The 13515-nt window shown below is 71.2% G+C and carries 11 protein-coding genes and 1 pseudogene; 5 read left to right on the plus strand and 7 right to left on the minus strand.

The window, feature by feature from the left end; all coding sequences use genetic code 11:
- Positions 1-86: 86 nt before the first annotated feature.
- The 7 genes and pseudogenes from ACTMTU_RS01760 to ACTMTU_RS01790 all read right to left on the minus strand — a co-directional run bounded on the left by ACTMTU_RS01760 (position 87) and on the right by ACTMTU_RS01790 (position 8788).
- Positions 87-1433, minus strand: a complete 1347-nt coding sequence (locus ACTMTU_RS01760; RefSeq protein WP_441261605.1) for a hypothetical protein — start codon at positions 1431-1433, stop codon at positions 87-89.
- 26 nt (positions 1434-1459) lie between these two features.
- Positions 1460-1672, minus strand: a pseudogene (locus ACTMTU_RS01765) (HdeD family acid-resistance protein); the annotation flags it as partial.
- Between the two features lie 309 nt (positions 1673-1981).
- Positions 1982-2179, minus strand: a complete 198-nt coding sequence (locus tag ACTMTU_RS01770) for a hypothetical protein (protein WP_069925412.1) — start codon at positions 2177-2179, stop codon at positions 1982-1984.
- 132 nt (positions 2180-2311) lie between these two features.
- The gene (locus tag ACTMTU_RS01775) at positions 2312-2839 is read right to left on the minus strand and encodes a hypothetical protein (protein WP_441261606.1); all 528 of its coding nucleotides are present in this window, start codon (positions 2837-2839) and stop codon (positions 2312-2314) included.
- An 18-nt stretch (positions 2840-2857) separates the two neighbouring features.
- Complete coding sequence (locus ACTMTU_RS01780) at positions 2858-4483, minus strand: MFS transporter (RefSeq protein WP_441261607.1); 1626 nt, start codon at positions 4481-4483, stop codon at positions 2858-2860.
- A 458-nt stretch (positions 4484-4941) separates the two neighbouring features.
- Positions 4942-7617 carry a LuxR C-terminal-related transcriptional regulator gene (locus tag ACTMTU_RS01785; RefSeq protein ID WP_441261608.1) on the minus strand — a complete coding sequence of 892 codons (2676 nt, stop codon included), beginning with the start codon at positions 7615-7617 and terminating at the stop codon, positions 4942-4944.
- A 319-nt stretch (positions 7618-7936) separates the two neighbouring features.
- Complete coding sequence (locus ACTMTU_RS01790) at positions 7937-8788, minus strand: class II glutamine amidotransferase (protein ID WP_441261609.1); 852 nt, start codon at positions 8786-8788, stop codon at positions 7937-7939.
- A 426-nt stretch (positions 8789-9214) separates the two neighbouring features.
- Here ACTMTU_RS01790 and pcaDC point away from each other — a divergent pair, with 426 nt between their 5' ends.
- The 5 genes from pcaDC (at position 9215) to ACTMTU_RS01815 (ending at position 13332) form a co-directional block, all read left to right on the plus strand.
- Entirely contained in the window at positions 9215-10492 is a 1278-nt protein-coding gene (pcaDC, locus tag ACTMTU_RS01795) for a bifunctional 3-oxoadipate enol-lactonase/4-carboxymuconolactone decarboxylase PcaDC (protein ID WP_441261610.1), read from the plus strand.
- Positions 10493-10504: 12 nt separating this feature from the next.
- Complete coding sequence (locus ACTMTU_RS01800) at positions 10505-11137, plus strand: MBL fold metallo-hydrolase (RefSeq protein WP_441261611.1); 633 nt, start codon at positions 10505-10507, stop codon at positions 11135-11137.
- A 54-nt stretch (positions 11138-11191) separates the two neighbouring features.
- On the plus strand, positions 11192-11971 hold the full coding sequence (locus ACTMTU_RS01805) for an exodeoxyribonuclease III (RefSeq protein WP_441261612.1): 780 nt from the start codon (positions 11192-11194) through the stop codon (positions 11969-11971).
- Positions 11972-12029: 58 nt separating this feature from the next.
- On the plus strand, positions 12030-12473 hold the full coding sequence (locus ACTMTU_RS01810; RefSeq protein ID WP_441261613.1) for a DUF6278 family protein: 444 nt from the start codon (positions 12030-12032) through the stop codon (positions 12471-12473).
- A gap of 115 nt (positions 12474-12588) precedes the next feature.
- A complete protein-coding gene (locus ACTMTU_RS01815; RefSeq protein ID WP_441261614.1) occupies positions 12589-13332 on the plus strand; it encodes an amino acid ABC transporter ATP-binding protein in 744 nt (247 codons plus the stop codon).
- Positions 13333-13515: the final 183 nt, after the last annotated feature.

Genomic DNA, 13515 nt, shown 5'->3' on the forward strand with positions numbered 1-13515 from the left:
CCGCCGTCTCGGATCAGGAGTCGCTCCCCTGCCGCGGTTGCGGGGTGCGGCGGCCGCCTTCGAGGCCACCGGTTGCCGATCACGGCTCACGAAGCGGCACGGTCCGCCGCCCGGCCGGTCGGTCCGGAGGCGGCCGCGAGGATCGCCAGGACGATCAGGACGGCCAGGGCGACGCCGAGGACGAGCGCCACCGCTCCGACCGTGGGGTGGTTCCAGAGCACCAGCGCCAACGCTGCCGCCGCGACGATCCCTCCTGTGGTCCACGCCCGGTGGTCCGCCAGCCGGCGTCCGGTGGACCCGGTGCGCACTCCCGCGCGGCGCAGGCCCCGGCCGGCGGCCGTCGTGCTCCGGTCCGCCACCGCGCGGACGGCACGGGCGGGGCGACCGGGACCGTAGAGGTACGCGATCAGTGCCGTGATCACCGACACGACCAGCAGTGTGCGCGTGGTGTCGCGCAGGAAGCGGACGAACGTGTCGTAGATCGCCGCGGCCGCGTCGGGGGGCAGCGCCGTGGGCGGGACAGAGTCCAGATAGACACGTCTGACGACGGCGAGAGCGACGAGCAGCACGACCATCATCACGCCGACACCCGTCGCGGTGATCATCAGCATCACCCGGTGTGCCGGAGCGGTCCACACGGCGAGGGCGGCGAGTGCGACGGTCAGGACGGGCAGCCAGACGCCCAGGACGTCCAGCAGGCGCATGGCGTCCTGCGCCTTGCCCAGCTCCTCCGTCTGGAACAGCGTGATCGTCCGGTCGGTGTCCGGGATGGCGGCGGCCTTGTCGAAGCCCGCGTCGACGAGTCGCTCCCGTGCCTGGTCGACGACCTCGCCCACATCCAGTTGGACGGTCCCCCCCTCGGCGCGCAGGGCGCCCCCGCCGTCATCGGTGAGCATGTTCACCACCGCGGCGTGCGACCGCCGGTTGGCGCCTTCCCAGGCCTGCTGGAAGGCGTCGCTGGTGATCACACCGCGGACGGTGCGGTCCACGACGTTCCTGACCGCGTCCTGCAGGGGAGCGGTGAGGGCGTCGGCCCCCTCCACGACGCGGGGTGGTGCTCCCGCGTCCTGGAGTGCCTTGGTGAGCGAGTCCGTCACCGCCCCGACGTCCACCCGCTCCACCACGCGGTCGGTGAGCCGGTTGATCACGGCGTCCTGTACGGGCGGCTCGGACGCCAGCGGCGCCATGGTCTCCACGTACCTGTCGGTGTCGGAGACCGTGTCCTGGACCCAGGCCGCGACGACGGCCAGGGGCGCGAGCAGAAGGGTCAGCACAAGAAGTACGGAGGAGCCCGCCCGGCGTTCCCGCCGGTGGCGGACCGCCGCGTGGCGGCGCAGCCGCTCGTACTCCGCACGTTCCTCGGGGGTAAGGGCGTGCTTGCCGTTCGTGGCTCCGCCGGAGTCGGAAGGACCGGGGGTCGCGGTCGGGTTCACGGGTACTCCTCGAGGCGGTTGCGGTGTCAGGCCGCAGGAGGGGGACCTTGCGGCCCCGGGACGTGCGTCCTCGCGAGCGCAGCCCGCCACGCGAGGGCGACCACCGCTTCGGCGAGGCCGAGCAGGACGAGCCACAGGCCGAGCAGCCGGGTCAGGGCGTCGGCCGACCCGGTCGGCACGGCGAGAACCAGGACGCCCGCGACAATGCCGAGCATCGCGGCGCCCAGGAGCCAGGTCCTGGAACGGCCGAGCCGGGCAAGGACGTACGCGGGATCGCCGCCCGTCGGACCTGGGGCCGATTCGTCGGGGCGGTGCTCCTGCCCGCTGCGCGAGTCATGGCTCCTCCACGCGTGCTCGAGCGGTTGCTTCAGGACGTCCGCGGGGTGGTGCGAGGGGGCGGTGCGCCACCCGACCGCTTCAGGATCACGCCTGTCACCGGGTCACGGGTTCACCCACCACGGGTGATCCGGCGACGCCGCCCTGGCGTTGAGGCAGGCGTCTGCGGATGACCTGCCCGCACCTGCGGAGCCGGTGTTCCCGCCGCCCTGTCACTCCGGCAACTGCCGCATCTCCATGACGCGCAATCCGAGCGACTGGCAGCGTGCCAGCAGACCGTACAGGTGCGCTTCGTCCACGACAGGACCGAACAGGACCGTCTGGCCGGACATCACCACGTGGCCCAGCTCCGGAAAAGCCTTGGCCAAGGTTTCCGACAGGTGTCCCTCGACGCGGATCTCGTAGCGCACGAGCAGTCCTCCCACGGACATGCTTGGGACAGGCGGACGACTCCCTTCCCTGCGATCGTCCCCCCTGACTCCAGTGCGCACATCACCCGCGGCAGGTGACCCGTCGCAAGGCGGCGACGGGCCGACACGTCCTCAATGAGTCAGAAAGATCTTGAAAGAGACGATCAGCAGACCGAGCAACAGGTTGACCGACGCGGTGACGGCCATGAGCCGCGGCGTAGCACCGGCGCGGCGTGCCGCGGCCATGGACCAGCCCACCTGGCCGGCCACAGCGACGGACAGAGCCAGCCAGAGAGCACCCCGCACATCAAGGCCCAGCAGCGGACTGACGGCCACCGCGGCGGCCGGCGGGACGGCCGCCTTGACGATCGGCCACTCCTCGCGGCACACGCGCAGCACGACCCGGCGGTTAGGAGCCTGCTGCGCCAGGCGCGCCCCGAACAGCTGGGCATGTACGTGCGCGATCCAGAACACGAGAGAGGTGACGAGCAGCAGCAGCACCAGCTCGGTGCGTGGGAACGAGCCGAGCGAGCCGGCACCGATCACCACGGAGGCGGCGAGCATCGATCCGTAGACGCCGCCCGTGTAGTCCGCGTGGGCACGGTGCTCGGCATCGCCCGCCCCACGCGGTGTGTTCGGGCCGGACCTGCTTCTGGGCACTGGTGACTCCCCTCGGACTCAGCGCGTCGATCCGGTCGCGCCGGCCGAAGTGCCGTCACCCGGCCGCGGGCGGCTTTCCCGGGTGGTCGGGAGGTGCGGCGTGACCAGGAAACCGGCCAGAGCGATCCCGCCGGTGGCGAGGATCGCCGCCTTCAGGCCGTCCAACTGTGCGGAGGCGTAGGCGTCCGCGACGGCATCGACCTCGGTCGGCGGCAACCCGGCACGCTCGGCCGCGGAGCGCACCTGATCGGTGGGGACGAAGGTGACCCCCGCCTGGAGAGCGACACCGACCTGCTCGCGGGTCTCTGCGGACAGCCGCGGGTTGTCCGCCACCTGCGTCGTGAAGGCGTGCGCCAGCGCACCGATGAGGATCGACCCGATGAGCGCGGTGCCCAGCGCTGATCCCAGATTCTGTGCCGTGAACTGGAGTCCTCCGGCCTCGCTGCGTTCCTCCTCGCCGACGCCGGACTGGACGACGTTGCCCAGCTGCGAGGCGAGCAGGCCCACACCCACGCCCAGCAGGGCCATGGCTCCGGCGAATTGCGCGTCGTCGATGACCGGGTCGATGGTGGCCAGCAGCCACACGACCGCCGCCGCCAGGGTCAGCAGAGCCAGCCGGACCACCCGGCGCGGCCCCAGCACCCGCCCCAGCGGGGCGGCGGACAAGGACGTCGCGAACATGGTGACGGACACCGGAAGCAGGCGCAGCCCCGTCTGGAAGGCGTCGAAACCCTGAACCACCTGCAAGTACAGCGGGATGGCGAAGAACAGCCCCAGCAGGATGAGGTTCTGGCTCAGCAGCGTCATCAGGCCGGACCGAAGCACGGGCCTGCGCAGCAGGGACAAGTGCATGAGGGGGTCCGCGCCCTGCTGCTCCCGCCGCCGCTCCCAGTACCGGAAGAGGGCCAGGACGGCCGCCCCGGCACCGACGACGAACAGTGTCGGGGCGAAGCCGAGGACCGTGAAGGGAGGGTTGCGGGGCTGCACCCATCCCCAGGTGCTGCTCTGCAGCACCCCGAGCACGCCCAGCGCGAGACCGGCCGCGGAGAGCACCGCACCGACCACATCCAGCCGGGGACGAGGGCCGGTCGGGGCGGAGGCCGCGATCGTTCGGTGGCACAACAGGACTGCCACGACGACCAGGACCTCACCTGCGAAGACCAGCCGCCAGGTCAGGTACGTCGTCACCCAGCCGCCCAGCAGCGGGCCGACCGCGATCCCGGCGCCGGCGAGCCCGCCGATGACCGCGTAGGCGACGGCCCTGTCCCGCCCGCGGTACGACTCCGCGACGAGGGCGGCCATGGCCGGCAGCACCATGGCGGCGCCGATCCCCTCGATGACGGACCAACCCAGCAGGAGGACCCCCAGCGTGGGCGCCACGGCGGTCAGAGCCGACCCCACGCCGTACACGACCAGCCCCAGAAGGAACATGCGGCGACGTCCCACGATGTCACCCAACCTGCCGCCGATGATCATGAACGCCGCCATGACGAGCGCGTACAGGGTGATGACGGCCTGGATCGCGGTGACCTCCGTGTCGAAGTCCTCGACCAGCTGACTGATGGACACGTTCATGACGGACGTGTCCAGGACCATCAGGAACTGGGCCGTACCGAGGACGATCAGAGCCCGCCAGTGCTTCACGCTGTCCACCTCGCCGAGTCGGCCGGAACGCCGACGGAGTCGCCGGGCAGCGGCCGGCGCATGCCCCGCCGCTCCTCCCATCGGAACCGAAGAAACCCGCCCCGCGCCTCACCCGTGACGGGGGAAGGGACCGGATCCCTGCAGAGCCTGTGCCCTGCCGCACGGCCCGGTCATGGCGCTACCGGGCGCTGCTCGTCGCGCGGCCCACGGGTTCGTTGAGGACCGTGTGCCGGGCCCGAGGCTCAGTCGGCGGCGTCCATCTGCCCGTCGAGGGAGAGAGCAGCCGTGATCAGCGCGAGGTGACTGAACGCTTGCGGAAAGTCCTCGAGTTGGTCTTCGGTAGGACCCGGCCGACCCGAAGGCCGTTGCACCGCCACGACGCCGTCGGCCACAGGACAGCGAGGACGGTCCTCATGCCGAGCTGCGGCTCTCGGGGACAGGCGGAACCGGCAGAGCCATCACAACAGCCGTTGGTCGCGTGCGCGGCGCACTGCGTCGCCGCGCCTGTTCACCGCCAGCTTTCGGTACACGCTCTTGAGGTGGGTCTTCACCGTGTTCGCCGACACGTACATGTCGGCGGCGATCTCCTCCGTCGACATCATCCGGGCCAGCCGCTCCAGGACATCGCGCTCGCGTCCGCTCAGCTCCACCGCGACGAGCGGCGGGGGCGGCGAAGCCTGCCGCGGCTGCTCGTCCCGCCGGGGCGGGCCGGGTGTGAGCCAGTCGGCGGCCAGTTCGTCCAGCGGAGGCGTGGCCAGGAGCGGCCGTATCCATGCTCCGGCGTCGAGGAACGGACGGCGCAGCCGCTCCCGCCGGGCGTCGAGGAGCGCCTGCCCGACGAGCCTGCGGGCAGTGGCGGTGTCCCCCGCACTCTCCGCTGCCTGAGCCCTCACCAGCGCTGCCCGCACGGTCACGGCAGGCCCGGAGCGGCCCCCGGACCGGATGCCGTCGAGCAGATCGATGGCCGCCCCGGTACCGCCTGCGGCAAGCTGGATCGCCGCGGCCTCCGCGACACACACCGGCTGGTCGCCGGACACGCCCTGGAGCTCCTCGGCCGCTTGGTCCGGCCGTCCTTCGGCCAGGTGGGCGGCGGAGACGACGAGCGCTGCGCGGCTTGTCGCCCAGGGTGAGGCCACGGCGGTGGAGACGGCCGGGTCCGTCGCCTCGGCAGCGGCTCCTGCCTTGCCCCTGACCAACAGGAGGCGAGCCGTGACGAGGGCTCGTCCCGCAGCCGACACCGGGTCGTGTGCTCCTGGTGGGAGCGGCGCCTCATCGAGGAGGGCCCGTGCCCGGCCCAGCTCATGGCGGTCGACGGCCACGGCTGCGAGGACCAACTGGCCGATGCCTGAGCCGGACGGCTGGGGAACGCCGTCCCGCTCCGCCTGGGACACCGCCGCCAAGGCCTTGCGCTCCGCCCGGCCGAGCCAGCCGTCCAGGTAGTCGAGCAGGGCCAGGTGCTCCATCGAGTCCTGCCGGGGAAGGACGGTAGAGGCTCCGCCGGCGGCGCCGGCCGCCGTGGTCAGGGCAGCTCTCGCGTCCTCGAAGTGCCCGGCCCACAGGCGGGCCGAGCCCAGATGGGTCAGCAGCAGGGCGGTGAGTTCAGGATGCTTGTCCAGGAGGTGTGCCGGGACCTCATGGACCAGTCCGTCGGCCGCTTCAGCGGCCTTCTCGGCCAGTGAGGGACATCCGGTCAGCCGACCGGCCAGTGCCTCGAGCAGCGCACAGCTCAGCTGGGCGGCCGCCAGGTCGGGCGTGTCGTCGGCCAGACGCTTCTCGGCGTGGCGCAGGCGGGTCATGCCGCGTTCCAGGTCGTACCCGGACAGGTTGCGGGCCGCGCGCACGAGGTCGGAAGCCGGACTCCTGGCCTCGGGCCCCATGTGAGAGAACAACCGGGTCAGGTCACCCGAGCGCAGGCTGGTGAAGAGCTGCCCGATCGCCAGGTCGTCGACGAGGGCACCGGCGGCGAAATCCCAGTCGCCCGCAGCGGCGCCGTGGGCGAGCGTCTCCGGCAGGAATCCGGAACGGCGCAGCCACCGCGCGGCCCTCAGGTGGAGTTCCGGCTCCAGCCCGGGCAGGCGCTGGCGCAGATGTGCCCGGAGTATCTCCCCGAACAGGGGATGGAGCTGATACCACGAGTGCCCCAAGGGCTCGACGAACGCATTGTCGCGGTGCAGCGCGGCGAGGATGGGCTCGGCATCGGTCCGGAGCGTCAGCGCGTTGGCCAGATCGGGACAGAAACGCTCCAGGACGCTGACACGCAGCAGGAGATCCTGCGTTTCCTCCGGCTGTCCCTTCAGGACCTCGGCCAGCAGGAAGTCCGCGACCGTACTGCGGTCCGCCTCGAACTCCTTCAGGTAGAGCTCCGGATCAGCGCTGTCCAGAGCGGCCAGGGCGGACAGCCGCAAGCCGGCCGCCCAGCCCCGGGTCCGGTCCACCAGGGCGCGCGCGGCGCTGACCGGAAGGCTCAGACCGTGCAGCTCCAGCAGTGCGACGGTCTCCTCCGGCGTGAAGGCCAGCTCAGCGGCGCGGATCTCCGTCAGCTCGCCGGCCGCCCGGTACCGATGCAACGGAAGCAACGGTTCGGTGCGGGTGATGAGGACGAGGTGCAGCCCCCGACCGGCATGGTGCAGGACGAACTCGAGCTGCTCAGCGACATCCGGAGCCGTCACACGGTCGTACTCGTCGAGTACGAGGACCAGGGGCCGGTCGCGATCGTTGAGCTCGGCAGCGAGCGTTGCCAGCAGCCTACGGTCCACCCGGTCGGCGTCCGCGGGAGCCACCACCGCGTCGGACAGCGGCCCGTCGCAAGCACGCATGGCCTGAAGAACGTACGCCCAGAACACCCCCGGACGCAGCGCCCCGGCCTCAGCCGTGAGCCAGGCCACCGGCTGCCGCAGTCCGGCGGCCCAGTGCGCTGCCAGCACGGTCTTGCCGGCCCCGGCCGCGCCGTTGATCACTGTCAACGGCGTCCGGAGAGCCTGATCGAGATGGTCGATGAGCCGCTGCCGCCGCAGAAACGTGACCGGCCTCGCGGGAAGGGCGAATCGGGCCCGCAGGAACGGGTCTCCCACAGGGTCGGCGTACGGCACGGCCGGAATGGTCGGGCCCCTGGCATGGTCGGAGAAATCAGCCACAGCGCTCACCACCTGCCGGCAGCGTCACTTTCATAGCGCCTCCCGTCCCAGCATCCCAGTCCTCCTGCCGCGGCGCGCGGGACACCGGCCCCTGGCCCTCTCACCAGCCAGTACGTCGCCACGCCCCGAGCCACAGCCCTTGAGACGCTCCGCGCCGACGCTGTTCGGCAGCTGTGAGTGAAGCGGCACGCACCACCGAGCCACTCATCAGCCTCCTGACCGCCATGATGGGACTCGGCGGCTTGCGGCAGCCGTGCCCCTTCCCGGCCCCCGGCAACAGACGCTCCGCAGACGCCTTGCCCAGGTGAGGTCGGCGCGCTCAGGCGCTAGGCGGACCGCCGGGGAGTACGGGACGGAAGGCCTGAAGCGCGTCCCCACCCGGCTGGATGATGCCGTAACTGCTCTCCGGCACCTCGTTCCAGGCTCCGGGGAGAGCGCCCAGCGGTTCGGAGACGACGAGGCGGGTCTCGTCCGAAATATCCCGCAGGAACGAGGCCTCCGGGTGCAGCGCGCGCAGAGCGTCCACCTTGGTGCTGTAGTACAGCGACCGGGAGCGGCCCTCGCTGGAATAGCGAAAGGCCCACACTCGTTCGCCGTCGGCGACCGCGATGGTCATCTGCAACGGGTACGGGACGTCGTGCGCGTGCCCGGTCTTCTCGATCAGGCCCGCCATACGCGCCACGGCACCGGGCGGATCCTCCGCCAGGCCGAAGGTGAGAGCCAGGAAGAACATGAGCTCGGAGTCGGTGGAACCCTCGATGTCCGGGTACAGAGCCGGATCGACGGCCAGGACCAAGTCACGCCGGAACCGGTGGAATCCGCTGATCATCCCGTTGTGCATCCACATCCAGCGACCGTGCCGGAAGGGGTGGCAGTTGGTCTGCTGCACGGCCGTTCCGGTCGAGGCCCTGATGTGCCCGAAGAACAGACCCGACCGGACATGGTGGGCGACCTCCTGCAGATTGCGGTTGTTCCAAGCAGGGCCCACGTCCCGCAGAACCGCGGGAGTGGTTGTGTCCTGCGTGTACCAACCGACGCCGAAGCCGTCACCGTTGGTCGTCTCCACACCCAAACGGGAATGCAGGCTCTGGTCGATCAAGGAGTGTTCCGGCTCGAACAGGACCCGGCTGAGAAAGACAGGTGTACCCGTGTACGCGATCCAGCGGCACATCTCGGATTCCTCCGTTCTCGTAGCCAGAGGCATCAAGAGACAACGGCGGGGGCCGGATGCGGCGTTCCGCCGACCCGGGCCGGACGGAATGTCACCAGTATCGCCTACGCACGTCCCTGGCACCTGGGTCGCGGCCGAGCGCGAGGCGTACGCCGCGTCCGGGCGGACGAGCTCAGGGACGAGTACGGCCTCGCAGGCTCCGCTTGTACGATGCCCGGGCGTCGTGCTCGGCCCCTCTCGCGGACAGCGGTGTCCCGGAGCGCGTCCTGTCCGGTGGGCGGGTCGCGCCGATGTCACGACGACCGACAAGTGGTACGTGAAGCCGGACGTGGAGGACCTTCGCCCGGCGGCGGAAGCGTGGGGCGGCCCGGCGAGCGTCCTACCCCCCGCCCGTAAGGAATTGTGAGATGTGGGAGCGTGAGCAGGGTGAGCAAGACGACGACTGAAACCCTGCAATACCGCGTCGACGGGCCGGAAGACGCGCCGATCCTGGTCCTGGGCCCCTCTCTCGGCACCACATGGCACATGTGGGACCGGCAGATCGCCGAGCTCTCCGAGCGGTGGCGGGTGATCCGGTACGACCTGCCCGGCCACGGCGGCGCGCCCGCCTACCCCGCCGCGTCCGTCGGCGACCTCGCGGAGCGGCTGCTCGCCACCCTGGACCAGCTCGGTGTGCAGCGGTTCGGCTACGCCGGCTGCTCGGTCGGCGGCGCCGTGGGCATCGAGCTGGCGCTGCGCCACCCGCAGCGCGTGGCCACCCTGGCGCTCGTCGCGGCGTCCCCCCGGTTCGGCACCGCTGACGAGTTCCGCCGGCGTGGTGTCGTCGTCCGCACCAACGGGCTCGACCCGATCGCCCGCAGCGCGCCCGAGCGTTGGTTCACCCCGGCGTTCGCCGCCGCCCAGCCGGCCATCGTCGAGTGGGCCGTCCAGATGGTCCGCACCACCGACCCCGGCTGCTACATCGCCGCGTGCGAGGCGCTGGCCGCGTTCGACGTCCGCGCCGGTCTCGGCCGTATCCAGGTCCCCACCCTCGTGGTGGTCGGCTCCGAGGACCAGGTCACCGGGCCCGCGGAGGCCCGCACCCTGGTCGCCGGGATACCGGACGCCCGGCTCGCGCTCGTCCCCGGCGCCTCCCACCTGGCGCCGGTCGAGCAGCCCGCCGCCGTGACGGATCTGCTCGCCCACCACTTCGCCACCGCCTGGCACGACACGCTCGCGGCCATCCCTGCCCCGTCGGCTCCCGTGACCTCGCCGCCCGTCGCGCCGGTCGCCGAGATCGCGCCCGCCGCCACGGAGCAGCCGCAGGCCACGGGGCCGGGCAGGCCCGACCCGTACCAGGCGGGGATGAAGGTGCGGCGTGAGGTGCTCGGCGACGCGCACGTCGACGACGTGCTGGCCGACGGCGACGACTTCACCGGCGACTTCCAGGAGCTGATCACCCGCTTCGCCTGGGGCGAGGTGTGGACCCGCGACGGCCTGGACAGACGCATGCGCAGCTGTGTGACGCTGACCGCGCTGGTCGCCGGGGGGCATCTGGACGAGCTGGCCTCGCACACCAGGGCGGCGCTGCGCAACGGCCTGACCCCCTCGGAGATCAGGGAGATCCTGATCCACACGGCCGTCTACTGCGGCGTCCCCGCGGCGAACTCCGCTTTCCGGGTGGCGCAGGCGGTGATACAGGAGGAGACGACGCCCCGGGCGTAGCAGGATGTCGGCATGAGGCTCACCAAGCGGATCCACGCCTGTGTCCAGCTCGAGAAGGACGGGCGGCGTCTGGTCATCGACCCCGGCGGGTTCACCGAGCAGGACGCCGCCGTCGGGGCCGACGTCCTGCTCGTCACGCACGAGCACCCCGACCACTTCGACGAGGGCAGACTGCGGGCGGCGCTCGAGGCGAACCCGTCCGCCCGGCTGTGGACCCTGCGCAGCGTCGCCGAGCGGCTGTCCGCGGCGTTCCCCGGGCGGGTGAGCACCGTGGGGCACGGCGACACCTTCACCGCGGCGGGCTTCGACGTCCAGGTGCACGGCGAGCTGCACGCGGTGATCCACCCGGACATCCCGCGGATCACCAATGTCGGCTACCTGGTGGACGGGTCCGTCTTCCACCCGGGCGACGCGCTCACCGTCCCCGGCCGGCCGGTGGACACGCTGATGCTGCCGGTGCACGCCCCGTGGAACAAGATCTCCGAGGTCATCGACTACGTCCGCGAGGTGGCGCCGCGCCGGGCCGTCGATGTCCACGACGCCCTGCTCACGGACCTCGCCCGGCCCATCTACGACCGGCAGATCGGCGAGCTCGGCGGCGCCGGGCACGAGCGCCTGGCAGCCGGGCAGACGGTGGAGCTGTGAGGGTCACGCGGCGGGGTCGGACGACTGTCGCACCCCGCCGTTAGGCTTTGGGTCATGCGTATCGCCACGTGGAACGTCAACTCGATCACCGCCCGGCTGCCCCGGCTGCTGGCCTGGCTGGAGAGCAGCGGCACGGACGTGCTGTGCCTCCAGGAGACCAAGTGCACCGAGGAGCAGTTCCCCGCAGCGGAGCTCCGTGAGCTCGGCTACGAGTCCGCGGTCAACGCCTCCGGCAGGTGGAACGGCGTGGCGGTGATCTCCCGGGTGGGCCTCGACGACGTCGTCCGCGGGCTGCCCGGCGCCCCGGACTACGAGGGCGTGCAGGAGCCGAGGGCGATCTCCGCCACCTGCGGCCCCGCCCGCGTCTGGTCGGTCTATGTGCCCAACGGCCGCGAGGTCGCCCATGACCACTACGGCTACAAGCTGCGCTGGCTGGAGGCGTTGTCCGTCGCGGTGACCGAGGACGCCGCCGCCGGGCGTCCGTTCGCCGTCCTCGGCGACTTCAACATCGCCCCGACCGACGACGACGTGTGGGACCCGTCCTTCTTCGACGGCATGACGCATGTGACGCCGCCCGAGCGCGCGGCCCTGGAGGCACTGCGCAAGCGCGGACTGGCCGATGTGGTGCCGCGCCCGCTGAAGTACGAGCACCCGTTCACCTACTGGGACTACCGCCAGCTCTGCTTCCCCAAGAACCGCGGCATGCGCATCGACCTGGTCTACGGCAACGAGCCCTTCACCACGGCGGTCAAGGACAGCTTCGTCGACCGCGAGGAGCGCAAGGGCAAGGGCGCCTCCGACCATGCGCCGGTCGTTGTCGATCTCGACATCTGACGTTGGTTGACGCGCGCCCTGTGGTGCATTCGGGTGCAGGGATGCGAGGCTTTGCGGTATGAACATCCCCTTCTTGGATCACTGGCTGGGACGCCACGGCGAAAGGGACAAGGGCGATGCGGCCGCCGGGCACGACCCGGAGCGTGCGGCGGCCATCACCGAGCTGCTGTCGGAGTGCGAACTGCTGCGTTCCAGGGCGGCCCAGGACGGACTCGAACTGGACGACTCCCCGGGGTCGTTGAGCGCACTGGACCAGCTTCCGCCGCGCTGGCGCGACGATCCGGAGGAGCTTCCCTGGCTGGGGAACGACGCGGGCCTCTACCTCGGCACGGTGATCGTGCGCACCGTGCCCGGGGCCGCCTGGCACATCTGGCCGGGCGGCCATCCGGTGGTGCGGCTCGCCTCCGGGCGGGAGATCGGTGTGGTCGAGGCCGGTGTGGAGTGGGCGTTCAACGGGGCTCCCGAGCTGTCACAGGTGTACGCGGAGGCGTCGGAAGCCTAGATTCCGTATTAGTACGGCTTTTGGTCCGCCTGTGCGTGTCGGTTGTGGACCCCCTTGGCGGCCCGGTTAGTTTGCGCTGGCCACGACACACAGCTGAGAGTGGGTGGAGCAGCGTATGGCCGTCGATCCGTTGATCGAGCTGCGCGAGGTCAACAAGCACTTCGGGCAGTTGCACGTACTCCGGGACATCCACCTCACCGTCGGCCGCGGGGAGGTGGTGGTGGTCATCGGCCCGTCGGGCTCCGGGAAGTCGACGCTCTGCCGGGTCGTCAACCGGCTGGAGACCGTCGAGTCGGGCGACATCCTGATCGACGGACAGCCGCTGCCCGCGGAGGGTCGCGAGCTCGCGAAGCTCCGGGCGGACGTCGGCATGGTCTTCCAGTCGTTCAACCTCTTCGCGCACAAGACCGTGCTGGCCAATGTCTCGCTCGGCCCGGTCAAGGCCCGCGGCCGCAAGCGGGAGGAGGCGGACCGCCGATCCCGTGAACTGCTCGAACGGGTCGGGCTCGCCGACCAGGCGGACAAATACCCGGCCCAGCTCTCCGGCGGCCAGCAGCAGCGCGTGGCCATCGCCCGCGCACTCGCCATGGACCCCAAGGTCATGCTCTTCGACGAACCGACCTCGGCCCTCGACCCGGAAATGATCAACGAGGTGCTGGAGGTGATGCAGCAACTCGCCGCCGAGGGGATGACCATGGTCGTCGTCACCCATGAGATGGGCTTCGCCCGCTCCGCCGCGAACCGCGTCGTCTTCATGGCCGACGGCCGCATCATCGAGGACCGCTCCCCGGACGACTTCTTCACGCGTCCGGAGACCGACCGCGCCAAGGACTTCCTCTCCAAGATCCTCAAGCACTGATGCGGCCGCCCGCACCGATGGGGCCGTTCACGGAACACAGGGAACACCGGGTCCGGACCCGCCCGCACGGCGCGAGGAGATGCCGCGTGCGGGTGGGCTCGACCGGGAACGCCGCTGCCGAAGGCACCCCGAGCCCCGTGGCGGGCGCGAGCGGGCCGGCGCGGTGGCGCATGGAGCACCACT

This window comes from Streptomyces sp. OZ13 (genome assembly GCF_052068155.1).
Lineage (GTDB): Bacteria > Actinomycetota > Actinomycetes > Streptomycetales > Streptomycetaceae > Streptomyces.